Annotated in this window: 23 protein-coding genes; 8 read left to right on the plus strand and 15 right to left on the minus strand. The window is 72.6% G+C overall.

What is annotated here, in order from left to right; genetic code table 11:
- Positions 1–12: 12 nt before the first annotated feature.
- Positions 13–1,236, plus strand: coding sequence for a primosomal protein (locus ACU436_RS10000; protein ID WP_459023849.1), 1,224 nt, complete (start codon positions 13–15; stop codon positions 1,234–1,236).
- 10 nt (positions 1,237–1,246) lie between these two features.
- On the opposite strand, the gene ACU436_RS10005 is transcribed toward ACU436_RS10000, so the two are convergent.
- Entirely contained in the window at positions 1,247–1,897 is a 651-nt protein-coding gene (locus tag ACU436_RS10005; RefSeq protein WP_459023851.1) for a response regulator, read from the minus strand.
- A gap of 11 nt (positions 1,898–1,908) precedes the next feature.
- The gene (locus ACU436_RS10010; protein WP_459023853.1) at positions 1,909–3,099 is read right to left on the minus strand and encodes a sensor histidine kinase; all 1,191 of its coding nucleotides are present in this window, start codon (positions 3,097–3,099) and stop codon (positions 1,909–1,911) included.
- Positions 3,100–3,231: 132 nt separating this feature from the next.
- Between ACU436_RS10010 and ACU436_RS10015 the strand changes: the two genes are divergently transcribed.
- The gene (locus tag ACU436_RS10015) at positions 3,232–4,701 is read left to right on the plus strand and encodes a glycosyltransferase family 39 protein (protein ID WP_459023855.1); all 1,470 of its coding nucleotides are present in this window, start codon (positions 3,232–3,234) and stop codon (positions 4,699–4,701) included.
- A 28-nt stretch (positions 4,702–4,729) separates the two neighbouring features.
- On the plus strand, positions 4,730–5,692 hold the full coding sequence (locus ACU436_RS10020; protein ID WP_459023857.1) for an ABC transporter substrate-binding protein: 963 nt from the start codon (positions 4,730–4,732) through the stop codon (positions 5,690–5,692).
- A gap of 128 nt (positions 5,693–5,820) precedes the next feature.
- Here ACU436_RS10020 and ACU436_RS10025 read toward each other — a convergent pair whose 3' ends face one another.
- A complete protein-coding gene (locus ACU436_RS10025; protein WP_459023859.1) occupies positions 5,821–6,909 on the minus strand; it encodes an adenosine deaminase in 1,089 nt (362 codons plus the stop codon).
- 170 nt (positions 6,910–7,079) lie between these two features.
- On the opposite strand from ACU436_RS10025, the gene ACU436_RS10030 reads away from it, so the two are divergent.
- Both ACU436_RS10030 and ACU436_RS10035 read left to right on the plus strand, forming a co-directional pair.
- A complete protein-coding gene (locus ACU436_RS10030; protein WP_459023861.1) occupies positions 7,080–8,129 on the plus strand; it encodes a PA containing protein in 1,050 nt (349 codons plus the stop codon).
- A gap of 124 nt (positions 8,130–8,253) precedes the next feature.
- Positions 8,254–8,823: an NADAR family protein gene (locus ACU436_RS10035; RefSeq protein WP_459023863.1), complete on the plus strand. Its 570-nt coding sequence runs from the start codon at positions 8,254–8,256 to the stop codon at positions 8,821–8,823.
- A gap of 7 nt (positions 8,824–8,830) precedes the next feature.
- Here ACU436_RS10035 and ACU436_RS10040 read toward each other — a convergent pair whose 3' ends face one another.
- The 6 genes from ACU436_RS10040 to ACU436_RS10065 all read right to left on the minus strand — a co-directional run bounded on the left by ACU436_RS10040 (position 8,831) and on the right by ACU436_RS10065 (position 15,699).
- Positions 8,831–10,105, minus strand: coding sequence for a thymidine phosphorylase (locus ACU436_RS10040; RefSeq protein ID WP_459023865.1), 1,275 nt, complete (start codon positions 10,103–10,105; stop codon positions 8,831–8,833).
- Positions 10,106–10,197: 92 nt separating this feature from the next.
- Positions 10,198–10,590 carry a cytidine deaminase gene (locus tag ACU436_RS10045; RefSeq protein ID WP_459023867.1) on the minus strand — a complete coding sequence of 131 codons (393 nt, stop codon included), beginning with the start codon at positions 10,588–10,590 and terminating at the stop codon, positions 10,198–10,200.
- Positions 10,583–11,848, minus strand: a complete 1,266-nt coding sequence (locus tag ACU436_RS10050) for an ABC transporter permease (RefSeq protein WP_459023869.1) — start codon at positions 11,846–11,848, stop codon at positions 10,583–10,585. Before ACU436_RS10050 ends, ACU436_RS10045 begins: the two co-directional genes overlap by 8 nt.
- Entirely contained in the window at positions 11,845–12,933 is a 1,089-nt protein-coding gene (locus tag ACU436_RS10055; RefSeq protein WP_459023871.1) for an ABC transporter permease, read from the minus strand. The genes ACU436_RS10050 and ACU436_RS10055 overlap by 4 nt, the downstream gene beginning before the upstream one ends.
- Positions 12,930–14,483 (minus strand): ABC transporter ATP-binding protein, encoded by a 1,554-nt coding sequence (locus ACU436_RS10060; RefSeq protein ID WP_459023873.1) that lies wholly within the window; start codon positions 14,481–14,483, stop codon positions 12,930–12,932. The genes ACU436_RS10055 and ACU436_RS10060 overlap by 4 nt, the downstream gene beginning before the upstream one ends.
- Positions 14,484–14,589: 106 nt before the next feature.
- A complete protein-coding gene (locus tag ACU436_RS10065) occupies positions 14,590–15,699 on the minus strand; it encodes a BMP family lipoprotein (protein WP_459024322.1) in 1,110 nt (369 codons plus the stop codon).
- Between the two features lie 233 nt (positions 15,700–15,932).
- On the opposite strand from ACU436_RS10065, the gene ACU436_RS10070 reads away from it, so the two are divergent.
- On the plus strand, positions 15,933–17,093 hold the full coding sequence (locus ACU436_RS10070) for a D-alanyl-D-alanine carboxypeptidase family protein (RefSeq protein ID WP_459023875.1): 1,161 nt from the start codon (positions 15,933–15,935) through the stop codon (positions 17,091–17,093).
- A 19-nt stretch (positions 17,094–17,112) separates the two neighbouring features.
- Here the strand turns inward: ACU436_RS10070 and ACU436_RS10075 are convergent, their stop codons facing one another.
- Genes ACU436_RS10075 through ACU436_RS10085 form a run of 3 tightly spaced genes read right to left on the minus strand, consistent with a single transcriptional unit; the run spans position 17,113 to position 18,820 of the window.
- A complete protein-coding gene (locus ACU436_RS10075; RefSeq protein WP_459023877.1) occupies positions 17,113–18,285 on the minus strand; it encodes a C45 family autoproteolytic acyltransferase/hydolase in 1,173 nt (390 codons plus the stop codon).
- A 26-nt stretch (positions 18,286–18,311) separates the two neighbouring features.
- Positions 18,312–18,638: a hypothetical protein gene (locus tag ACU436_RS10080; RefSeq protein ID WP_459023878.1), complete on the minus strand. Its 327-nt coding sequence runs from the start codon at positions 18,636–18,638 to the stop codon at positions 18,312–18,314.
- A complete protein-coding gene (locus tag ACU436_RS10085; protein ID WP_459023880.1) occupies positions 18,635–18,820 on the minus strand; it encodes a hypothetical protein in 186 nt (61 codons plus the stop codon). The genes ACU436_RS10080 and ACU436_RS10085 overlap by 4 nt, the downstream gene beginning before the upstream one ends.
- Positions 18,821–18,971: 151 nt before the next feature.
- On the opposite strand from ACU436_RS10085, the gene ACU436_RS10090 reads away from it, so the two are divergent.
- Positions 18,972–19,886, plus strand: a complete 915-nt coding sequence (locus ACU436_RS10090) for a TetR/AcrR family transcriptional regulator C-terminal domain-containing protein (protein ID WP_459023882.1) — start codon at positions 18,972–18,974, stop codon at positions 19,884–19,886.
- A gap of 7 nt (positions 19,887–19,893) precedes the next feature.
- Here the strand turns inward: ACU436_RS10090 and yhjD are convergent, their stop codons facing one another.
- Genes yhjD through ACU436_RS10105 form a run of 3 tightly spaced genes read right to left on the minus strand, consistent with a single transcriptional unit; the run spans position 19,894 to position 22,159 of the window.
- On the minus strand, positions 19,894–20,901 hold the full coding sequence (yhjD, locus tag ACU436_RS10095; RefSeq protein ID WP_459023884.1) for an inner membrane protein YhjD: 1,008 nt from the start codon (positions 20,899–20,901) through the stop codon (positions 19,894–19,896).
- A gap of 36 nt (positions 20,902–20,937) precedes the next feature.
- A complete protein-coding gene (gene trpS, locus ACU436_RS10100) occupies positions 20,938–21,957 on the minus strand; it encodes a tryptophan--tRNA ligase (protein WP_459023886.1) in 1,020 nt (339 codons plus the stop codon).
- Positions 21,958–21,988: 31 nt separating this feature from the next.
- The gene (locus tag ACU436_RS10105) at positions 21,989–22,159 is read right to left on the minus strand and encodes a hypothetical protein (protein WP_459023887.1); all 171 of its coding nucleotides are present in this window, start codon (positions 22,157–22,159) and stop codon (positions 21,989–21,991) included.
- Positions 22,160–22,250: 91 nt separating this feature from the next.
- On the opposite strand from ACU436_RS10105, the gene ACU436_RS10110 reads away from it, so the two are divergent.
- On the plus strand, positions 22,251–23,297 hold the full coding sequence (locus ACU436_RS10110) for an alcohol dehydrogenase catalytic domain-containing protein (protein WP_459023889.1): 1,047 nt from the start codon (positions 22,251–22,253) through the stop codon (positions 23,295–23,297).
- Positions 23,298–23,309 lie beyond the last annotated feature (12 nt).

The raw sequence follows: 23,309 nt of genomic DNA on the forward strand, positions 1-23,309 counted from the left end.
TAGGCTTTGCCCGTGGCCAGCGACATCGTCCCGATCCAGCTCTCGCTCACGGCCGGCGACCTCGTCACGCTGTGGGCCCCGCGGTGGCGGGAGGACGGCGAGGAGTGGGAAGCCTTCCTGGGCGACGACGACTCGTTGTTCGCCTTCCCGGAGGTCGCCCAGCTTGCGGCGTTCGTCCGCACGGCAGCCGAGCACGACCTCGTCGACCACCCGGCGTGGTCCGTGGTGCCCGACCTCACGGTGCCGGAGCTGACCCCGGACGACACCCAGCGGTACGACATCGTCGGCGTCCCGGAACTCGTCGCCGCAGACCCCGACACCTGGACCGTCGGCGAGCTCGCCGAGCTCACGGAGATGATCCGCGCGATCGCCGACGTCTGCGAGCTGGACGCCGTCACCGACGTGCTCGGCGCCGCGCCCGCGTTCAACCTCCTGAGGCAGGGCACGCTGCCGTTCGCCGGTCGCGAGGGCCAGCGGCTGTGGACGCAGATGGTCGAGACGATCGCGGAGCGCTGGGACGAGGTCATCGACGCGCTCGACGACATCGTCGCCACCCCCGACGTCGACGCCGCCGCGCTCGCGGCCGCCGAGAAGGAGATCGTGGTCGTCGACGACACGGACGAGCCCACGATCACCGAGGCCGACGAGGACGGAGCGGCCGACGAGGATGAGGACGCGGAACCCGGCTTCTGGGAGGAGGTCGGCATCGACCCCGTCCGGATCAGCACCCGCGAGGGCGACCACTACACCCTGCGCTGCTACCTCGACGACAAGGCCGTCTTCCTCGGCTCGGAGGGGCGCATCGACGTCTTCCGCACAGAACAGGCCCTCGCCCGCTGGATCGCCGAGGACGGCGCCGACGGTCACGACCTGGCGGCCGCGTCCACGTGGCCGGAGATCGTCGAGCGGGCCGGGGTGGGCGAGCTGGACGTGCAGGTCGACGACCTGAACGCCTACACCCTCACCGGCCTCCCCGACGACCTCGCCGAGGGACCGACCGCGGTCGACCCCTCCCAGCTGGAGCTCGCCGGCGAGCTCCTGCTCGACGTCGGCGACTGGACCGACGACGACGAGGCCCGCCGCGCCCTCGTCGAGTCGCAGGCGCTGGGCTGGCTCGTCTCCTTCATCACGAAGCCCGACCCCACCCGCCTCGCCCCCAGCCCGCCGTTCGACACCGAGTCGGCGCGGTTCCGCGAGCTCGTCGAGGACGTCACGAACCGCTTCCGCACCCACTAGCGTCCCGGAACTACCCCCTGAGGCCCGCCTCGCGGGCCAGGAGGCCCAGCTGGGTGCGGTTGGCACACCCGAGCTTGTCCAGCGCGTTGGAGACGTAGCCCTTCACGGTGGCCTCGGTGAGGTGCAGCCGCCGCGCCACCTCGGCGTTGGAGCAGCCCTCCCCGAGCAGCGCGACGACGTCGCGCTCCCGCTCCGTCAGCGCCGCCAGGCGGGCCCCGGCGCGCCGGCGGGCCACGTGCTCGTCGCCGGCCCGGTCCACCAGGCGGCGCGCCGCCGACCGGGAGAGCACGGTGTGCCCCTGCGCGGCCACCCGCACCAGCGTGGCCAGCTCGTCGGGCGGGGTGGACTTGAGCAGGTAGCCGGCCGCGCCGGCGCGCAGTGCCCGGTGCACGTGCTCGTCGCCGTCGAACGTGGTGAGCGCGACGACCGGCGGCGGGGACGGGAGCTCGACGATCCGCGCCGTCGCGGCGATCCCGTCCACCCCGGGCATCCGCAGGTCCATGAGCACGACGTCCGGCTCGTGCAGGACGACGGCCTCCACCGCCTCCGCCCCGTCGGCGGCGGTGGCGACCACCTCGATCCCGTCGGCCGCGCCGAGGATCGTGCGCAGGTGCGCGCACACCATCGGCTCGTCGTCGACCACCAGCACCTGGACCGTCACGGTCTTCTCCTTCACCGCCCCACCGGGAGCCGGGCACGCACCGCGAACCCGCCCTCGGGGCATGGCCCGGCCTGCATGGTCCCGCCGATGATCGCCACGCGCTCCCGCAGGCCGCGCAGCCCGCTCCCGGAACCGGTCGGGGCGAGCGCGGGATCGGCGGTGGCGGCCGTGTTGGTCACCGCCACGGTCACGACCTCTGCGCCGTAGCGCACGTCGACCCGCACCCGCCCGCCCGGCGCGTGCTTGTGCACGTTCGTCAACGCCTCCTGCACGACGCGATGGGCCGTGCGCAGCACCGCCGCCGGCACGGCGTCGGCGTCCCCGCCGCAGTCCAGCCGCACGTCCACGCCGGCCGCGACGGATGCGCCGACGAGCTCCCGCAGCTCGACGCGCGGCACGGGCGGGCCCACCGACGGCGACTCACCGGTCCGCTCCCCGCCGAACACCCCGACCAGGTCACGCAGCTCGTCAAGGGCCTGCATGCCGGCGTCGCGGAGGCCTTCGGCCGCGCGGCGCGTCTCCGGGTCCGGCGCGGTGACCTCGATGGCACCGGCCTGCAGCACCATGAGGCTGACCCGGTGGGTGACGACGTCGTGCATCTCGGATGCGAGCCGCGCCCGTTCCTCGGCGCGGGCCTGCTCGGCGAGGAGGAGCTGCTCCCGGTCGGTGCGCTCCGCGCGTTCCCGCAGGCTCGTCATCAGGTTGCGCCGGGCCACCAGGTAGCGGCCGAGAAGCGCGGGGACCCCGGTGATCAGCAGGCCGAGGGAGACCGTGAGCCACGACGGGTCCCACGGGCGCGTCGCGAGCAACGTGAGCACCCCGATGAGCACCCACGTGGAACGCCGGTTGCGCAGCTGGACCACGGCGTTGACCACGACCGGGGTCACGCTCAGCGTCAGCGGGTCGCCACCGATCACCGGGGTCGCGACGAGCAGCCCCGGGATCAGCAGCTCGCTCAGCTGCAACGCGCCGGCGCCGGCGATCATCAGCCACGTCAGCAGGACCGGCGCCCGCAGCACCGCGAGCACCGCGGCATCGAGGACGAGCCGGAACGCGAGCCCGGCCCACGGGCCCGCCGGACCGGTGGTCCGGGACCCGAGCACGGTGTAGAGGACGTCGAGGCCGGCGAAGAACAGCACGGCGGCGACGAGCAGGGCGAACGCCTCTTTCGGGTGGTCTCCCGGCTCCGTCTGCTGACGCACCAGGACACGGTAACCGGGCCCGAGGCCTGCCGATCACCTTCGTCGTGCGGGATGCCGCACCTACTTCCGTAGGGGGCGTCGCCATCCGTCGGGCCTGGTCAGGAGGGGTCCGCGGCCGGTCTGATGTCGATCGTGACCACCACCGCCGAGGCCGCCGTGACGCGTCCCCTGCCCCGCACCGTGCCCTTCGCCCGCGGCCCCGTCCTGTCGATCACGGCTGTCGTCGCCATCACCCAGCTGGCCGCGAGCTTCGGCGGCGGCTACTGGTTCGACGAGGTGTACATGCTGGCCATCGGCCGCAACCACCTCGACTGGGGCTCGGCCGACCAACCCCCGATGGCACCGCTGCTGGCCGCGCTGATGGACGCGATCGCGCCCGGCTCGATCGTCGCGCTGCGGCTGCCGGCGGTGCTCGCGACGGCCGGGGCGGTGGTCGTCGCCGCGCTCGTCGCCCGCGAGCTCGGCGGTGACCGGCGCGCGCAGACGCTGACGGCGGGCGCGCAGGCCACCGGGCTGTGGACCATGATGGCCGGGCACTGGCTCACCCCGTACACGCTCGAGCCCGTCCAGTGGCTGGTGGTGGGCTGGCTGCTGGTCCGCTGGATCCGCGTCCGCGACGACCGGCTGCTGCTGGCGCTCGGGGTGGCGTTCGGCATCGCGGCCCAGACCAAGTTCCAGGTGCTGCTGCTCGCGGCCGTGCTGCTCCTGGCCGTGCTCGCCTGCGGCCCCAGGGAGCTGCTGCGCAGGCCGATGCTGTGGGCCGGGGCCGGCATCGGCGCGCTGATCGCGCTGCCCACCCTCGCCTGGCAGGCCCTGAACGGCTGGCCCCAGTTGCAGATGTCCTCCGTGGTGGCCGCGGAGGCCGACGCGCTCTACGGGGGGCGGCCAGGCGTCGCGGTGGCGCTGATCGGCATGGCCGGCATCGCCGGGAGCGTGCTCCTCTTCCACGGCCTGGGGATGCTCCTGCGGGCCGATGAGATGCGCCCGTACCGCTTCCTCGCCGTGACGTTCCTCGTGCTGTTCGCCGTGTTCGTCGTGGCGCCGGGCCGGCCGTACTACCTGGGCGGGCTGTACGGGATCATCGCCGCGGCAGGGACGCTCGGCCTGCAACGGCGCCGGGAGGCGGGGCACCGTCGCTTCAGCTGGGCGGCCTGGCCCGCCTACGCGCTGAGTGCCGCCGCGGCGGGTGGGTTCCTCCTCTTCTCCGCCACGACGATCACGGCGACGTCCGACGACATCGGCCGGGCGATCGCCCAGCGGGCCGCCACCGCGTACCAGGCCCTCCCGGCGGAGACGCGGGAGCACACCGCGCTCATGGGCGGGTCCTACATCCTCGCCGCCTACCTCGACGGCTACTCGCTGCAGTACGACCTCCCGCAGGCCTACAGCGGCAACCGCGGGTACGGCTGGTTCCCGGCCCCGGCCGAGGACGACGACACCGTGCTGTTCGTCGGCCGGGACCCCGAGGCGATGCGGCCGTACTTCTCCGACGTGCGCATGGTGGCCGACGGCGGGGAGGACGCGAGCGTCTGGCTGCTCACCGGGCGGGAGCTTCCGTGGACCGAGCTCTGGCCCCGCCTGCGCACCCTCACCGTCGGCTGACGTGGTTAGGGCAGGCTAACATCATCGGGTGAAGCTCATCCCCGCCATCGCGCTCGGCGCGCTGCTCTCCCTCGTCGTGGCCGCGTGCGGCTCCGCGCCGGAGGAGGCCGCGCCGCAGGGCGCGCCCTTCCGGGTGGTCACGCACGCCATGGGAGAAACCGCGATCCCCTCCCCACCGAAGCGGGTGGTCGCGCTCGACCAGAGCTTCGTCGACGCCGTCCTGACGCTGGAGACGCCGGTCGTCGGGTACACGACCTACCGTGCGATCACCGAGGGGCTCCAGGACTACCTCGGCCCGCTCGCCGCGACGTTCGCGGGCGATGCCGTCTCGGTCGGGCCGCTGGAGGACCCCAGCCTCGAGCGGGTCGCCGCGCTCCAGCCGGACCTCATCGTGTCCGCCAAGGTCCGGCACGAGGCGCTGTACGAGCAGCTCTCCCGGATCGCGCCCACCGTCTTCAGCGAGGCGACGGGAGCCATCTGGAAGGACAACCTGCGCCTGATGGGGCAGGCCCTCGGCGAGGAGGAGCTCGCGGAGACCAGGATCACCGAGTACGAGCAGCGCGCGGCGACCATCGGCCGGGAGATCGGGGAGGCGTCCGGCGGCACGCTGCCGACGATCTCGGTCGTCCGCTTCGCCGGCGAGGACACCGTCCGCCTCTACGGGGAGAAGTCCTACTCCGGGGTCGTCCTGCAGGACGTCGGGCTCCCGCGGCCCGCGGACCAGCCCACCACGGACAAGATCGCCGTGGATCTCTCGCAGGAACGCATCCTCGACCTCGACGCCGACCACATCTTCGTCGCGACCTACCCCGACTCCACGACCGACGGGCCGAAGGCCCAGTTCACCAGCAACCCGCTGTGGAGCCGGCTCAGCGGCACCCAGCACGAGGTCAGCGACCTGACGTGGATGAGCGCCGTGGGCATCCAGGGCGCGAACGCGATGCTGGACGACGTCGCCCGCACCTTCTCGGTGGACCCGGCCCGGCACTAGAGTCCCCGAACCGGAGGAGCGGTCCCGTCCGGTCGTACCTGCCGCCAACCCGACTTCACATACCGCGCACCGGCTTCACAGAAGGTCGGCCTTGTGTGAAGCCACTGCTGAGTGTGTGAAGTCGGCCGCTACGCCATGAGCGCGGCGTAGCCGGGCTTGATCACGTCGTTGATCAGCGCGAGCCGCTCGTCGAAGCCGATGAAGGCCGACTTCATCGCGTTCACGGTGAACCACTGCAGATCGGCCCAGCCGTAACCGAAGGTGTCGGCAAGCGCGGTGAGCTCGCTCGTCATCGACACGTCCGACATCAAGCGGTTGTCGGTGTTGACGGTGACGCGGAACCGCAGCTGCGTGAGCAACCCGATCGGGTGATCCGCCAGGGATTTCGCCGCACCGGTGTGCAGGTTCGACGTCGGGCACATTTCCAGCGGGATCCGCTTGTCCCGCACGTAGGCGGCGAGAAGGCCCAGTCGAGGGGTCCCGTCGGCACCGAGCGTGATGTCGTCCACGATGCGGACGCCGTGCCCGAGCCGATCGGCACCGCACCACTGCAGCGCCTCCCAGATCGACGGCAAACCGAACGCCTCACCTGCGTGGATCGTGAAATGCGCGTTCTGCTGGCGCACGTACTCGAACGCGTCCAGGTGCCGCGTGGGAGGGAACCCGGCTTCCGCCCCCGCGATGTCGAACCCGACGACACCGAGATCGCGGTAGCGCACCGCCAGCTCCGCGATCTCGCGCGACCGCGCCGCGTGCCGCATGGCGGTCAGCAGGCAGCCCACCCGGATCCGCCTGCCGTTCCCGGCCGCGCGGACCGCGCCCACCCGGAAGCCCTCGAGCACCGCCTCGACCACGGCATCCAGTTCCAGGCCGGCCTCCACGTGCAGCTCGGGCGCGAACCGCACCTCCGCGTACACGACGCCGTCGGCCGCGAGGTCCTCCGCGCACTCGGCGGCCACGCGGACCAGCGCGTCGGGCGTCTGCATCACGCCGACCGTGTGCCCGAACGTCTCCAGGTAGCGCACGAGCGACCCGGAGTGCGCGGCGGCGAGGAACCACCCGCCCAGCTCCGTCGAGTCCGTCGACGGCAGCTCCCGGTAACCGGTGGCGTCGGCCAGCTCGATCACGGTGGCGGGCCGCAGCCCGCCGTCGAGGTGGTCGTGCAGGAGCACCTTCGGCGCGTCGCGAATGGTGTCGACGGTGAGCGGGGCAGGCACCTGGTCACGCTAGAGCACGTCCCTCGCCTCGGGCGGCCCGGGCGCGACGAGCTGCTCCGATCGGGGTATGACACCTCCGAACGGGGAGCCGCGGACGGGTGACGCACCGTGGTCGCTACCCTCATTGCCGCACTACCCGATGTCCGGCTCAGAGGAAGCTCCCCGCCGCCATGAGCAATGACTCCACCCTCTCGTTCGACCGCATGCGCGGAATGCTGATGCGCGCAGCGGAGATCCGTGACAGCGAGCAGCAGCAGATTTTCGACTCGCTCGACGAGATCCACGCACGGCTCGCGGCGCTCGATGCCCTCGGCACGGTGCGCAAGCGCCTCACCGAGCTCCCCGACCGCACCGAGGTCAGCGTCCTCGCCGAACGCCTCGACGAGACCGTCGCCAAGCTCGACGCCCAGGACGCCTCGATCGCGTCCGTCCTGCGGGCGGTGGAGGCGATGCCGGACAAGTTGGCGAAGCCGATCGCGCAGCTCGACGGCCGCCTCGACGGGATGGCCGGCCGCCTCGAGGGCGTCTCCGGGCGGATGGACGGGCTGGACGACCGGCTCGGGGGCCTGCACAAGCGCCTCGACGACCTCGACAACCGGCTCGACCGGCACGAGATGCGCCTCGACGCGATGCCGTCGTCGGTGGGCGCGCCGATCAAGGAGCGCGTCGACGGGATCGAGCGCGTCGTCCGCGAGCAGCTCGACAACGCGCTCCGCTCGGTCGACGAGTCCGGCGAGGGCCTGCGCAACCTGCTCGGCGACACCAGCGTCGGCCTGCACCGCAGGCTGGAGGACCTGGCCGCCCGCCCCGCCGTCGACCCGACGGAGCCGCTGAGCGGCCTCGAGAAGCGCCTCGAGAACCTCGCCGCCCGCCTCGATGCCATCGAGGAGAGCATGGCCGGGCGCCTCGGCAACCTCGGCGGCACGATCGACGAGCGCCTCGGCAAGCTCGACGCCGCGCTCGTCGACCGGCCCGACACCTCGTCCCTGCGCTCGCTCGTGGAGCGCGCCAACTCCGAGTCGGAGCGGCGCAATGCCGGCCAGCTGGACGAGGCCATGGCCACGTTCGCCGAGCTCATCCTCGGCCGCGGGCCCTCGGTGCACCAGATGCCGCCGCCCCCGCCGCGGCAGACCCCGCGCCGCAACCGCAGCAAGGTCACGGTGAAGAGCCCGAACGGCGCGTCGTCCCACGACACGGTGACCGACGACCCGGACGTCTGAGGCGCGGCCTCTTCGTGACAGCAAGGTGGCCATACTGCCGTGTTGCGCCAGTACGGCCACCTTGCCGGCGTTCGGGGCTGGAACTGCGTGGCGGGACACGGTCGCGCCGGGCAGGGTTCACGAAATGATCCGCAGCGTCGCCGACCTCGTCTCGCACCCCGCCGACGGGCGATCCGTCGAGTACCTGTTCTTCTGGGGTCACCGGCCGCACCCGTCCGGGCGGATCGGGCCGAGCTGCCTGTCGCAGTGGTGGCCCGCTCCGTTCAGCGTCGACGGTGTCCGCTACGGCTCGGCGGAGCACTGGATGATGGCCGAGAAGGCGCGGCTGTTCGGCGACCAGCAGAGCGCCGCGGCCATCACCGCGGCCGCCTCGCCGAAGGAGGCCAAAGCGCTCGGCCGGGGCGTCGCCGGCTTCGACGCCGAGCGCTGGGCCGCCGCGGGATTCGACGTCGTCGTGCGCGGGAACGTCGCGAAGTTCGGGCAGGACCCGGCGCTGCGCGACTACCTGCTCGACACCGGTGATGCGGTGCTGGTCGAGGCGAGCCCGACAGATCGGGTGTGGGGCATCGGGCTCACCGCCGACGACCCGAGGGCCCGGCGCCCCGCGGAGTGGCCGGGGACGAACCTGCTCGGGTTCGCGCTGATGCAGGCCCGCGCTGTGCTGGCCGCGGCCGACGTGCCCACCGGGGGCTGACCCCCGGTCAGCCCCGCACGGTGTCCCGCACCAGAGCGGGGCGGGTCGCGGGCTCGTCGGACACCAGCACCCCGCCCTCCAGGGCCGCATGGGCGCCGGGCACGGCGTCAGGGGTGTCGGTGTGCAGCTCCAACAGCGGCCGGCCGGCCTCGACCTCCTCGCCCACATCCACCAGCAGCCGAACGCCGGCGGCGGCCTGCACGGCGTCCTCCTTGCGGGCCCGGCCGGCCCCGAGCCGCCACGCCGCAACCCCGACGGCGAGGGCGTCCAACCGGCTGAGCACCCCGGACCGGTCGGCCACCAGCTCCTCGACGTGCGACGCCACCGGCAGCGGGGCGCTCGGGTCGCCGCCCTGCGCGGCGATCATCCGCTCCCACACCTCGTAGGCCTTGCCGGAGGCGAGCACCTGCGCCGGGTCGGCGTCGGTGATGCCGGCGAGCGCGAGCATCTCGCGGGCCAGCGCCACGGTCAGCTCGACGACGTCGGCCGGCCCGCCGCCGCGCAGCACCTCGACGGACTCGGCGACCTCCAGCGCGTTGCCCACCGCCCGCCCGAGGGGCACCGACATGTCGGTCAGCAGCGCCGTGGTGGCCAGGCCGTGCGCCGACCCGATCGCGACCATCGTCTCGGCGAGCGCCCGGGCCTGCTCGGGCGTCTTCATGAACGCCCCGGAGCCGACCTTGACGTCGAGGACCAGACCGTCGGTGCCCTCGGCGATCTTCTTGCTCATGATCGAGCTCGCGATCAGGGGGATCGACTCGACGGTGCCGGTGACGTCGCGCAGCGCGTAGAGCTTGCGGTCGGCGGGTGCGAGCGTCGGGGTGGTGGCGCAGACCACCGCGCCGACGTCGGCGAGCTGCGCCGCGATCTCCTCCTCCGTGAGCGACGCGCGCCAGCCGGGGATCGCCTCCAGCTTGTCGAGCGTGCCGCCGGTGTGGCCGAGCCCGCGCCCGGACAGCTGCGGCACCGCCGCCCCGCAGGCCGCCACGAGCGGGGCGAGCGGGAGCGTGATCTTGTCGCCCACGCCGCCGGTGGAGTGCTTGTCCACCAGCGGCCGGCCGACGTCCCCGAATGCCAGCACCTCACCGGAGTCGATCATGGCCTGGGTCCAGCGGGCGATCTCGCCCGCGTCCATGCCGTTGAGCAGGATCGCCATCGCGAGCGCGGCCATCTGCTCGTCCGCGACGGCCCCGCGCGTGTAGGCGTCGACGACCCAGTCGATCTGCGAGTCGGTGAGTCGCGCTCCGTCCCGCTTGTTGTGGATCACTTCTACGGCGTGCATGGGCCCAACCTATGTGGACGAACGGCACTGTCGCGTCACTGGCGGACATGCATGGCGTACCGCTCCATCGGACAAGGGTGCCGTTCGTACGTTCAGGTGGGCAGGTCCTCGGGGCCGAACGCGTCCGGGAGGACCTCCCGCAGCGGGAGGATCCCGCGGGGCGTGTCCAGGAGGCAGTCGGGCCCGCCGAACTCGTAGAGCACCTGCCGGCACCGCCCGCAGGGCATCAGCAGCTCGCCGGTGCCCGAGCGGCAGGCCACCGCGGTGAACCGACCGCCGCCGGTGAGGCGCAGCTGCCCGGCCATCGTGCACTCGGCGCACAGCCCGAGGCCGTAGGAGGCGTTCTCGACGTTGCACCCGGTGACGAGGCGCCCGTCGTCGCAGAGCGCGGCGGCGCCGACCTGCAGCCGGGAGTAGGGCGCGTAGGCCGAGCCCGCGGCCGCGACCGCCGCGGCGCGCAGGGCCGGCCAATCGAGGTCAGTCACCTTCACCTCGGCGGTACTCGAGCCCGATCGCGGCCGGTGGCCGGAGCCGTTGCGAGGCCACCGCGAGGACGAGCAGCGTGACCAGCTGCGGCGCGTAGGAGGCGAACTCGCGCGGCACCTCGGGGATCGCCCAGTACACGGCGTACACGACCACGCCGGCCGCCAGCGCGATGCCGGCCGAGCGCCAGTTCCGCCGGGCCGCCCAGAACACCGCCACGATCACCGCGAGGATCGTGGTGGCGTAGAGCAGGGCGTGCACGGCCTCACCGCCGGCCCGCAGCTGCACGCCGTCGACGTACCCGAACAGGGCCGAGCCGGCGAGCAAGCCACCGGGCCGCCAGTTGCCGAAGATCATCGCGGCCAGGCCGATGTAGCCGCGACCGCCGGTCTGGCCCTCCAGGTAGCCGAGCTGCCCGGGGTTGAGGGTGAGGGCCGCGCCACCGAGCCCGGCCAGCCCACCCGAGATGATCACGGCGAGGTACTTGTAGGTGAACACCTTCACGCCCAGCGACTCGGCCGCCACCGGGTTCTCCCCGCACGAGCGCAGCCGCAACCCGAACCGCGTGCGCCACAGCACGTAGTAGCTCACGGGCACGAGCAGGAACCCGAGGACGACGAGCGGGGTGAGCCCGGAGATCAGGCCACCGAGCAGCCCGGCCACGTCGGAGAGCAACACCCGCTGCTGGTCCTCCAGCGCGGCGAGCCAGTCGGCGAACGGCTGGATCGAGAACGTCTCGAACCCCTCGATCCGCGGCGACTGCCGCGGGTTCTGCGAGAGCGGCACGAAGATCAGCTGGGCGAGGTACTGCGTGACGCCCATCCCGAGCAGCGTGATCGCGACGCCGGAGACGATGTGGTTGACGCCGAACGTCACCGTGGCCACCGCGTGCAGCGCTCCGCCCAGCGCGCCGAACACGAGCCCGCCGATCACCGCGGCCCACGGGCCCCAGTAGAACCCGGCCCACGCCGCGCCCCACGTGCCGAGGATCATCATGCCCTCGAGCCCGATGTTGATGATCCCCGACCGCTCGGACCAGAGCCCGCCGAGCGCGGCGAAGAGGATCGGCAGCAGCAGCCGGACGGCGGCCTGGGTGGTGCCGCTGGAGGTGAGCTGGATCTGCCCGGTGAGCGTTGTGGTGATCGTCAGGATCCCGACCCCGATCGCGACGACGATCGCCGCCCGTGCCCAGCCGGGCAGCCGCCGCCCGTTCCGGACGCCGGCCGCGGGCGTGGTCGGCGCCGTGTCGACGGCCGTCATGACGCCACCTCCGCCGGCACGCCCGCCGTGGCGCGCAGTTCGGCGGCGACCCGGCGCTGCTCGGCCGCGAGCTCGTAGCGCCGGACGATCTCGTAGGCGACGATCACGGAGAGCACCACCGATCCCTGCATGATCAACACGATCTCGCGCGGCACCCCGATGTTGTCCAGGGCCAGCGCCGACTTGTCCAGGAACGCCCAGAGCAGCGCGCCGAGCGCGATGCCGACGGGGTGGTTGCGCCCCAGCAGGGCCACGGCGATCCCGGTGAACCCGTAGCCCGCGGGCGAGGTGAGCGTGTAGGCGTAGTCGCGGCCGACCAGCTCGGGCAGGCCGACGAGGCCCGCCATCGCACCCGAGAGCAGCAGCGCCACGATCACCATCCGCCGCGCGTCCACGCCGCCTGCCGCCGCGGCGGTGGGGGACTCCCCCGACGCCTTCAGCTCGAACCCGAACCGCGTGCGGTTCAGCATGAACCCGTAGGCGACCCCGAGCGCCGCGGCCACGAACACGAACCCGAAGATCGTGCCGCTCCCGCCGAAGGAGATGCCGGGGAAGTGACCGGAGGGCTCGATCGGATCGGTCGAGATGTTGTTGCCCTGCAGCACTCCGAACCCCCCGGTGCTGATCAGGAAGGCGATCATCCCGGTGGCGATGAAGTTCATCATGATCGACGAGATGACCTCGTGCACCCCGCGGTAGGCCTTGAGCAGCGCCGGCACCGAGGCCCAGAGCGCGCCCACCGCCGCGCCGACCAGGATGATCACCAGCGTGTGCAGCCCGGGCGGGAGCGACAGCGAGCCGCCGACGATCGCGGCCACGCACGCTGCGAGCCGGAACTGGCCCTCGATGCCGATGTTGAACAGCTTCATCTGGAAGCCGATGGCCACGGCGAGCCCGGCGATGTAGTAGATCGCCCCGCTGTTGATGATGTCGACGGCCGTGGTGCCCTCGCCGACCTGGGTGACCATCACCGTGAGGGCCGTGATCGGCGAGTCGCCGTTGATCAGCAGCGCCACCGCGCACAGCAGGGCGGCGAAGACGATCGCCAGCACGGGTGGCAGCAGGACCGTCCGGATGCGGGTCACGCGGCACCCTCCGCGTCGGCGCCGGTCATCGCGGCACCCAGCTCCTCGGGTGTGACGGTGGCCGGGTCGGCATCGGCGACGAGCCGACCCCGCAGCATCACCTTGATCGTGTCGGACAGCCCGATCAGCTCGTCGAGGTCGGCGCTCACGAGCAGCACCGCGAGGCCGCGGGCCCTGGCCCGCCGCAGCACGTCCCAGATGCCCGCCTGTGCGCCGACGTCCACGCCGCGGGTCGGGTGGGCGGCGATGAGCAGCACCGGTTCGCCGGAGAGCTCGCGGCCCACCACGAGCTTCTGCTGGTTGCCCCCGGACAGCGCCGCCGCCGGCACGTCGACGCCGGGCGTGCGCACGTCGAACTCCTCGACGATGCGCTCGGTGTCGCGCCGCGCCGCCGCCCGGTCGAGCACGCCGAGCAGCCCACCCGATGCCACCGGCTTGCGGCTCTGATAGCCGAGGATCCGGTTCGCCCACAGCGGCTGCGTGGCGAGGAGCCCGTGGCGGGTGCGGTCCTCCGGCACGTAGCCGATGCCCGCCTCCCGGCGTTGCAGCGTGTGGGCGCGCGTGATGTCCTTGCCCCCCAGCACGACGGTGCCGCCGCTCGCCCGGCGCATCCCCATGATCGTCTCGACGAGCTCGGTCTGCCCGTTGCCCTCGACGCCGGCGATCCCGAGCACCTCACCCGCCCGCACCACGAGGTCCACGCCGTCGAGCACCGGGCGTCCGCCGCCCTCGGCGCCGAGCGTGAGCCCGGTGACGCGCAGCACCTCCTCGTCGGTGACCGTGGACTCCCGCGTCTCCGGGCTGGGCAGCTCGCTGCCGACCATCATCTCCGCGAGCTGGCGGCTCGTCACGACCTTCGGGTCGGCGCTGCCCACACAGGCCCCGCGCCGGATCACGGTGACCGTGTCGGCGATCGCGCGCACCTCGTCGAGCTTGTGGGAGATGAAGACGAACGTGAACCCCTCGGCCCGCATCCTGCGCAGCGTGGTGAACAGCTCCTCGACCTCCTGCGGCACCAGCACCGCCGTCGGCTCGTCCAGGATCACGGTGCGCGCGCCCCGGTAGAGCACCTTGAGGATCTCGACGCGCTGCCGGTCGGCCACCCCGAGCCGCTCGACGAGCACGTCGAGCCCGGCCTGCAGCCCGACCGTGCCCTCGAGCTCCGTGATGCGCCGCCGCGCGGCGGCGCCCATTCCGTGCAGCGCCTCGGCGCCGAGCAGGATGTTCTCGGCGACGGTGAGGTTGTCGGCCAGCATGAAGTGCTGGTGCACCATGCCGATCCCGGCCTTGATCGCATCGGCGGGCGAACGGAAGTGAACCACCTCGCCGTCCACCGAGATGGTGCCCTCGTCGGGTTGCTGCATCCCGTAGAGGATCTTCATCAGGGTCGACTTGCCGGCGCCGTTCTCCCCGCACAGTGCGTGCACCTCGCCGCGGCGTACCTGGAGCGAGATGTCGCTGTTGGCGACCACGCCGGGGAAGCGCTTGGTGATGCCCGCCAGCTCGACGGCGTACTGGTCGCGCGGTGGCGCGGTCTCGGCTACGGCCATACCTCCAGCCTTCCGGGGTCGCCGGTTCTCTCCGGGAATACGGCGCGGGGGCCGGGATCCGTGCGGACCCGGCCCCCGATGGTGCCTCACACGCGGGACGACCGCGCTACTGCCGCTTGCTGGGCACCGTGATCTCGCCGTTGATGATCGCGGCCTTGTAGGCGTCGAGCTGGTCGGCGATGTCGTCGATCTTGCCGCCCGACGTGGAGTAGCCCACGCCGTCGATGGACAGGTCGAAGGCCTCCGGGAGCGCGTCCCGGTGGTCACCCGCCACCGCGTTGATGTAGTTGAACACCGCGACGTCGACGCGCTTGAGCATCGAGGTCATGATCACCTCGTTGACCGGCGGCGCGACGGTGTTGTACTGGTCGGAGTCGACGCCGATCGCGAGCTTCGGCACCTCCGCCGTGGTGGCCGCGTTGACGGCCTCGAACACGCCCTGGCCGGAAGCACCCGCGGCCTGGTAGACGATGTCGGCGCCGCCGTCGAGCTGGCCGCGCGCCACCTCGGTGCCGCGGGCGGAGTCGTTGAAGCCGGAGAAGTCGCCTGCGGGGCTGATGTAGTCGACGTCGACCTGGATGTTCGGCGCCACCGCCTTGGCACCCGCCAGGTAGCCCACCTCGAACTTCTGGATCAGCGGCGTGTCGACACCACCCACGAAGCCGATCCGGCACGTCGTCGTCTTCAACGCCGCCGCGGCGCCCACCAGGAACGAGCCCTGCTCCTCGGCGAAGACCAGCGGGGTGACGTTCGGCAGCTCGACGGTGGCGTCGTCCACGATCGCGAACTGCACGTTCGGGTTCTCGGTGGCGACGGTCTGCAGGGCCGTCGCGTACTTGAAGCCGACCGCGATGATCGGGTTGAAGCCGTCGGCCACGAGCTGGCGCAGGCGGGTGGCCGCCGCGTCCTCGCTCTCGTTCTCGGCGGCGGCGAGCTCGCGGGTGTTGGCCTGCTGGAGGCCGATGTCGCTGATCGCCTTCTCGAGCCCGGCGGCCGCGGAGTCGTTGAACGACAGGTCGCCACGCCCACCGATGTCGTAGGCCATCCCCACCTTCAGCGCGCTGGCGTCGGCGTCCGGGGCGACCGGCGCCGGGGTGGGAACGCCGCCTGCCGCGGCGGGCGGGGGATTACGGGTGCACTCGGTGCCTGCGCCACCACCACCCTGCGAGGTGCCGGTGTCGCGAGCGCAACCCGTCACCACGAGCGCGCTGGTCAGCACGGCGGCTACCAGAACGAATCCTCGACTGATCCGCAAGGGAGACCTCTCCTGTTCCGGCCGGGACGACGGTGGGGAACCGTATCCGAGGGCCCGGCGTGTTCACATGATCGACCGCTGGGCGTGACCGAATCGTCGACTCCGGAGCGTGACCGGCTGAGCGCGTCCCCCATTCGATCATCATCCGGCATCCGCCAGGCGCATCCGGGCTGAACCGATCTACAGTCGACGACGTGCGATGGGTCACGGCGGTGGCGCTGGTGCTCGCACTGGCGTTCCCGGCCGTCGCGGCCGCGGATCCCCAGCCGGTGGCGAGCGTGACGGTGGGCTGCCCGGGTCAGCAATCCCCTCCCGGCCCGCCCGTCGAGGAGGAGGAAGCGGACCCGGCGCCCGCCCCGCTGCCGTGGCCCGCGGAACCGGTGGGCGGGGCGCAGATGGGCACGTGCGGCCGGATCGGCCCCGACGGTGCCCCGGATCTGACCGCCGAGTCGTGGGTGCTCGCCGACCTCGACACCGGTGCCGTGCTCGCGGCGCGCGCCCCGCACGCCCGGCACCGTCCCGCGTCCACCCTCAAACTGCTCACCGCCATCACCGCCCTGCGGTCGCTCGACCCGGACCAGGTGGTCGCCGGCACGGCCGAGGACCAGGCGATCGACGGCAGCAAGGCCGGCATCGGGCCCGGCGGGCAGTACACCGTGCGGCAACTGCTCGCGGGACTCCTGCTCAACTCCGGAAACGACACCGCGCAGGCACTCGCCCGGGCGATGGGCGGCAACGCCGCCACGGTCGCCAAGATGACCGACGTCGCCCACGAGCTGGGTGCGCTCGACACCCGCCCCGCCACCCCGTCCGGGCTCGACGGGCCGGGCATGGCGTGCTCGGCGTACGACCTCGCACTGCTGTTCCGGGCGGCGATGCGCGAACCCCTGTTCGCCGAGACCACCGCCCTGCACTCGACACCGTTCCCCGGCTACGCCGAGCACCCCGGGTTCGTGCTCTACAACAGCAGCAAGAACCTCGCCCACTACGAGGGCACGATCGGCGGCAAGACCGGCTTCACCCAGGCCGCCCGGCACACCCTCGTCACCGCGGCCGATCGCGGCGGGAGGCGTCTCGTCGCGGTGCTGATGCGGGGCGAGCAGACCCCGACCCCGATGTGGAAGCAGGGCGCCCACCTGCTCGACTGGGGATTCGAGCTGCCTCCCACCACCCCGGCCGTCGGCCAGCTGGTGGAGGCCACGCCCGCCCCGCCCGCACCCCCGGCCGCGGCGGACGCGGCGGCCGCCAACACCCTCGCCGGCGGCCCCGTCCCCCCGCTGCTCCCGGTCGGCCTCGGCGCGATCGCGGTCACCGGGATGGTCATCGGCGGCCTCACCCTGCGCCGCCGCCGCTGACCGCGGCCCGAGTCGCGGGTCAGGCGCGTTGCATCGCCGCCGCCGTGAACTCGAGCTCCGGGCTGTAGCGCGGGGTCCCGTCGAGCGCATCGCCGAGGTAGAACGTCGTGGCCATGGCGCGCCGTTCGAGATCGAGGACGGAGCGCCAGAGGGTCCGGATCGGGTAGCCCTCGTCCGTGCGCGCGTCGAAGCTCACGGCGCCGAGCACCTCCCGCATCGCGTCGGCCGACAGGCCGGTGCCGGCCCCGCGCTCGGACAGCGTGCGGTAGCGCCGGTAGCTCAGCATCGTCTCGGCGTTGTCGGCCGGTAGGTCGGCCGGGTCGGGGTGGCGGTGCACGAGGTGGTTGGTGACGCAGAGCGCGCCACCGTCAAGACGCACGGCGTGCTCGTCCCCACCCGGCCCGCGCTCCCAGACGAACGCGTCGCCCGACGGGTCACCGACGATGTAGTGCAGCGGGACGCCGAGGTCGTACTGCTTGGCGGCGAACAGGGCGTCCAGCGCCTCCGCGGCGGTCGCGCACGTGTCCAGCAGGAAACGTGGCAGCTGGGCGCTCGCCAGCCCGACCTGAGGGCCGGCGTCCACCGGTGCGGAGACCGTCTCGGCGTCGGCGATCAACAGGGCCACCGCGAGCCCGTGCTCGTTGACCCCTTCCATCGCGCCGTCCAGCTCGTTCATCGTGAGGACGGTGGTCGCGGGCCCGTCAGCGGGAACGCTCGTGATCACGTGCGGACGGGACGACATCGGCAGCTCGGTCCCGTCGTCCGCGGCCGGTCCACCGTTCAGCATCGCGACCATCGCCGTGGCGCTGGTGGTGAAGAAGTCGTAGTTGCGGCCGAGGACGGCGCGGCCACCGGTGGTGCGCCCCGGCGGGTAGTAGCTCGCCGAGCAGGCGGAGCCGTTCGGGATTCCGCCGGCGCCGTCGAGGTACGCGGTGTCGTCCTCGGGGTCGAGGCCCAGTGCCTCGGCGGCACCTTGCATGCGGGCAAGGTGCTGGGGCCAGTGCCGCGCGAACCACGCGCGACGGGCGCGGGCCTTGACGGGGTCGGCGGGCCGCGGGGTCCAGCCGTAGACGCGGCGGGCCTGCTCGGCGAGCGCCCGGCCGATCTCGACCTGGCTCCCGGACGCGGTGACGTGCTGCACCGTCATGAAGTCGGTGCCGCCGCCGGCGACGATCTGGGTGGTGACGGGCATGTTCTCCTCCTGGTCGGGGTGAGGGCTCAGGGCTGGGCGGCGCGCCACATCGGCCAGATGGCCGGGCCGTCGGGCAACCGGATCGGCTCGGCGCCGAGATCCCGGAAGCCGTGCCGCACGTAGGGCGCCCGGCTCCGCTGCGAGCTCGCCTCCAGGTACGCGGGCAGGCCCTCGGCGTCGGCTCGGGCGAGGCGCCGCCGCAGCAGGGCGCCGCCGGGCCCGCGTCCCTGCGCTTCGGGCACGACGCCGGGGAACACCAGGTACAGGTGTGCCGTGCCGGCCGGGTGGCGCGCCTCGGTCAGCTCCGTGAACGTGCGGAGACGCGCGAGCTCGTCCGGGATGGGCGGGATCACCGGTGGCTCCGCCGCACGGGCAGCCAGACGGCGGCCGCCGTTCCGTCCTGGAGGACGGCGAGCTCGCCGTGGGCGGCCGAGCTCTCCGCGAGCGGGCCGAACAGGATGTCGGCCGCCGCCGACGGGTCTCCGGGCAGCAGCCGGCCCGCCGGCGGATCGTCGGCGAACGCCGCCGTCAGCACCTGGACCGTGTCTCGACATCTGCCGTTGTCGTGCTCATGCGTACACCGTATGAGTGCTGCAGATCCGGTGTCGACATCACCCAGTGCACTTTAACCAACAGGGCATATGCTGCCGGGGACGAGGCACGCCCGCACTAGTACAGTTGGCCTCGTGCTGCCCACCGATGACGGCGAGCCGCCGTACCTGCGGATCGCGACCGCCATCCGCCACCGCATCGAGACGGGCGCGTTGCGCCCCGGTGACCGCGTACCGTCCACCCGCCAGGTGGTGCGGGACTTCGGGGTGGCGATGGCCACCGCCACCCGCGCGCTCGCCGTCCTCCGGGACCGGGGTCTCGTGGTCACGCGTCCCGGTTCGGGCACGGTCGTCCGCGCCCCCGGTGCGCCGGCGCGCCGGCGCGCGCCCGACCCCGAGCTGAGCCCGGCCCGGATCGTGTCCACCGCGATGGCACTGGCCGACGCCGAGGGCCTGGACGCCGTCTCGATGCGCCGGCTCGCCGCCGATCTCGGCACCGCCCCGATGTCGCTGTACCGCCACGTGGCCGGGCGGGACGCGCTGGAGCTGATGCTGGTGCGCGCCGTGTTCCGGGCACACCCGCTTCCCGAGCCGGGGCCGCCGGGCTGGCGGGCGAAGCTGGAGCTGGTGAGCCGCCTGCACTGGCAGCTCTTCCGCGCGCACCCGTGGCTGGCCGAGATGATCTCCATGACCCGGCCGGTGCTCATGCCGGAGGCGATGGCGCACACCGAGTGGACGCTGAGGGCGCTGGACGGGCTCGGGCTCACCACCACCGAGCGCGCCCGGGAGGCCGTCACGCTCCCGGCGCTGGTCCGCGGGCTGGCGGCCAGCGCCGCCGCGGAGCAGCGGGCGGAGCGGGAGACCGGGCAGGCGAACGACCAGTGGTGGCTCACCCTGCAGGACGAGCTGGACGCCCTGATGCGGTCGGGCCGGTTCCCGCTGTTGGCCGAGATACCGGACGACGCGGTCCGCGACCTGGACGCGCTGCTGGAGCACGCGTTGGCCCGGCACCTCGACGGCCTGGAGATGCGGCTCGCCCGGGGCGGGTAGGCCCGCGCTACTCGGCTCGGCGGCGGCCGAGCAGGAGGCGACCGCCCAGCACGCCCGTCAGCAGGCCGGCGCCGAGCAGGCCGAACGCGACGCCACCGGTGGGCCGGCCACGCACCACCACCTGCGAGTGCAGCACCGGCGGCTCCGGGACCGGCACCGGCTCCTCCTGCTCGTTCTCCCGCGCGGTGGCGGCCCATGCCGTGACGAAGAGGACGAAGCGGGACGCGAAGAACACGAAGACCAGCAGGCCGAGGAACGAGCCGAACACGGCGCCGCTGGGTGACGCCGTCACGGACGAGAGGTAGTAGGTCATGATCACCTTCAGCACCTCGAAGCCGACCGCGCCGAACAGCGCCGCCTTCACCGCGCTGCGCAGCGTCACGTGCTGGCGCGGGAGCCGGGCGATCACCCACAGGAAGATCAGCCAGTTCGCGAGCAGGCCCAGCAGGAACCCGACGACGCCGAGCAGGATGTGCGCCCACTCCGCGTCGGCGAGGCCCACCAGCTCCAACAGCCCGGCGGCGAAGCCGTTCACGATGCCGGTGATGGCGAACGACCCCACGAGCGCCAGGCCGAGGCCGCCCAGCGCGAGGAGGTCGAGCAGCAGCCGCTTCGGCAACGCGGGCGTGGCCGGCACCTGCGCCCACTGCTCGGACAACGCCTCGCGCAGGTTCGACATCCAGCCGATCCCCGAGTAGAGCGCCGCCAGCAGGCCGACGGTGCCGACCGCCGCGCGCGACGCGATGGCCTGATCGATCGTCGGGTTGATGATCTCGCCGAGGCCGGGCGGCACGTTCTCCGCGATGCCGTCCTGCAACTCGCGCAGCAGATCCGGGTTGAAGAACAGCACGTAGCCTGCGACGGCGAACGCGATCATCAGCAGCGGCACCAGCGACAGCACGCTGAAGAACGTGATCGCCGCGGCGTAGTGGTCCCCGTGCCGCTCGGTGTAGCGGGTGCCGGCGCGCAGCAGGTGGTCGAGCCACGCGTGCCGGGCACGCAGCCGCTCGATCATGGAAGGCTTCTCCGGTGCGGCCACGGTGTCACCCCATCACGTCGGCGGCAGGAAACCGATCCTCTCGTGGACGGCCGCGAGTGTCGCCCCTGCGATCTCGCGCGCCCGGGTGGCTCCGCGGGCGAGCACCCGGTCCAGCTCCGCCGGGTCGTCCCGGTAGGTGCGTACCCGTTCCCGCAGGGGTTCCACGAACTGCCCGACGACCTCCGCGAGATCCTTCTTCAGGTCGCCGTAACCCTTGCCCGCGTAGTCGGCCTCGAGCTCGGAGACCTTCCGGTCGGTGAGCGCCGAGTAGATCGTGAGCAGGTTGGAGATTCCCGGCTTGGCCTCCGTGTCGTAGCGGATCTCCCGCTCCGCGTCGGTGACGGCCGAGCGGATCTTCTTGGCACTCACCTTGGGGTCGTCGAGCAGCTCGACGATGCCGGCCGGGCTGGACGCCGACTTGCTCATCTTCGCCGTGGGATCCTGCAGGTCCTGGATCTTCGCGATCCCCGGGGGGATGAACGGCTCGGGCACCGTGAACGCCTTGCCGAAGCGCGTGTTGAACCGCTGCGCGAGGTCGCGGGTGAGCTCCAGGTGCTGGCGCTGGTCCTCGCCCACCGGCACGCCGTCGGCCTGGTAGAGCAGGATGTCGGCGGCCTGCAGGATCGGGTAGGTGAACAGGCCGACGGTGGCCCGGTCGGCGCCCTGGCGGGCCGCCTTGTCCTTGAACTGGGTCATCCGGCTCGCCTCGCCGAAGCCCGTGAGGCAGCCGAGCACCCACTCGAGCTGGGCGTGCTCGGGCACCTGGGACTGCACGAACAGCGTGCAGCGCTGCGCGTCGAGGCCGAGCGCCAGCAGCTGGGCCACCGCGTTGCGGGTGCGGTCGGCGAGCGTCTTCGGGTCGTGCTCGACGGTGATCGCGTGCAGGTCCGGGATGAAGTAGAACGCGTCGTACGTGTCCTGCATCGCCACCCACTGCCGGACCGCGCCGAGGTAGTTGCCCAGGTGGAACGAGTCCGCGGTGGGCTGGATGCCGGAGAGCACCCGCTGACGACGGTCGGTGGGGGCGGTCATGCCCCGGATTCTCCCAGCTCGCGCGAACGGGTTACGCGGGGGCGGGCCCGTCCGGCTCGGGTTCGTCGGCCACGCGCTGCACCTGAACCGTGCGGTTGTCCAGGTCGATCGGCCCGAGCTGGAAGTGCTCCTCGCCGTCGCCGGCCTCGGTGGACTCGTCCCGGATCTTCCGCCCGGGGAACATCTCTCCCAGAACGCCCATGCCGCCACGGTACGCGTCGCAGGATGAGACAGCCGGGAGTGACCTGCCTCACTAGCGTCGCCCTCGCGACAGCGACCAGCGGAGGCACCAGATGAAGGCACTCGTCTACCACGGTCCGGACGACAAGGCCTGGGAGGACGTCCCGGACGCGGCCGTGCAGGAGCCGACCGACGTCGTCGTGAAGGTCGACACCACCACGATCTGCGGCACCGACCTGCACATCCTGCAGGGCGACGTGCCCGCCGTCACCGACGGGCGGATCCTCGGCCACGAGGCCGTGGGGACGGTCACCGAGGTCGGCGGCGCGGTGCGCGGCTTCTCGGTCGGCGACCGGGTGCTGGTGCCGGCGATCACCAAGTGCGGCCGCTGCGAGTACTGCCAGCGCGGGATGCCGTCGCACTGCCAGACGGTCGGTGGGATCGGCTGGATCTTCGGGCACCTGATCGACGGCACCCAGGCCGAGTACGTCCGCGTCCCGTACGCGGACACCTCGCTGTACACGATCCCCCACGGCGTCTCCGACGAGCAGGCGATCTTCCTGGCCGACTCGCTCCCCACCGGCTACGAGGTCGGGGTGCTCGCCGGCAACGTGCGGCCCGGGCACACCGTCGCCGTCGTCGGCGCCGGGGCGGTCGGGCTGGCGGCGGTGCTCACGACCGGCCTGTGGGGCGCCTCGAAGGTCATCGCCGTCGACACCAACAAGTTCCGGCTGGAGAAGGCGGTCGAGTTCGGCGCCACCGACACCGTCGAGGCGGGTCCGGGCACGGTCGACGAGGTCACCGCGCTCACCGACGGCCTCGGCGTGGACGTCGCCATCGAGGCCGTCGGGTACCCGGAGACGCTGCGCACCACGGCCGCGCTGGTCCGGCCCGGCGGCACGATCGCGAACATCGGTGTGCACGGGGTCTCGGTGGAGATCCCCATGCACGAGATGTGGATCAAGAACGTCACCATGACGATGGGGCTGGTCGACACCGTCTCGATCCCGACCCTGCTCAAGATGGTCGCCGGCGGGCGCATCCCCGCCGAGAAGATGGGCACGCACTCGTTCACGTTCGACCGCATCGACGACGCGTACGACGTGTTCAAGAACGCTGCGGCCAACCAGGCGCTCAAGGTCGTCATCACGCCGGGCTGAGGAGGGCGGAGC

This window comes from Pseudonocardia wallangbongensis (genome assembly GCF_054486945.1).

Coding starts and splice junctions, on each gene's coding strand:
- ACU436_RS10110 (WP_459023889.1), top strand. CDS start 22,251: ATGAAGGCACTCGTCTACCACGGTCCGGACGACAAGGCCTGGGAGGAC.
- ACU436_RS10040 (WP_459023865.1), bottom strand. CDS start 10,105: ATGCACGCCGTAGAAGTGATCCACAACAAGCGGGACGGAGCGCGACTC.
- ACU436_RS10030 (WP_459023861.1), top strand. CDS start 7,080: ATGAGCAATGACTCCACCCTCTCGTTCGACCGCATGCGCGGAATGCTG.
- ACU436_RS10035 (WP_459023863.1), top strand. CDS start 8,254: ATGATCCGCAGCGTCGCCGACCTCGTCTCGCACCCCGCCGACGGGCGA.
- yhjD (WP_459023884.1), bottom strand. CDS start 20,901: ATGATCGAGCGGCTGCGTGCCCGGCACGCGTGGCTCGACCACCTGCTG.
- ACU436_RS10105 (WP_459023887.1), bottom strand. CDS start 22,159: ATGGGCGTTCTGGGAGAGATGTTCCCCGGGCGGAAGATCCGGGACGAG.
- ACU436_RS10050 (WP_459023869.1), bottom strand. CDS start 11,848: ATGACGGCCGTCGACACGGCGCCGACCACGCCCGCGGCCGGCGTCCGG.
- trpS (WP_459023886.1), bottom strand. CDS start 21,957: ATGACCGCCCCCACCGACCGTCGTCAGCGGGTGCTCTCCGGCATCCAG.
- ACU436_RS10075 (WP_459023877.1), bottom strand. CDS start 18,285: ATGCCCGTCACCACCCAGATCGTCGCCGGCGGCGGCACCGACTTCATG.
- ACU436_RS10060 (WP_459023873.1), bottom strand. CDS start 14,483: ATGGCCGTAGCCGAGACCGCGCCACCGCGCGACCAGTACGCCGTCGAG.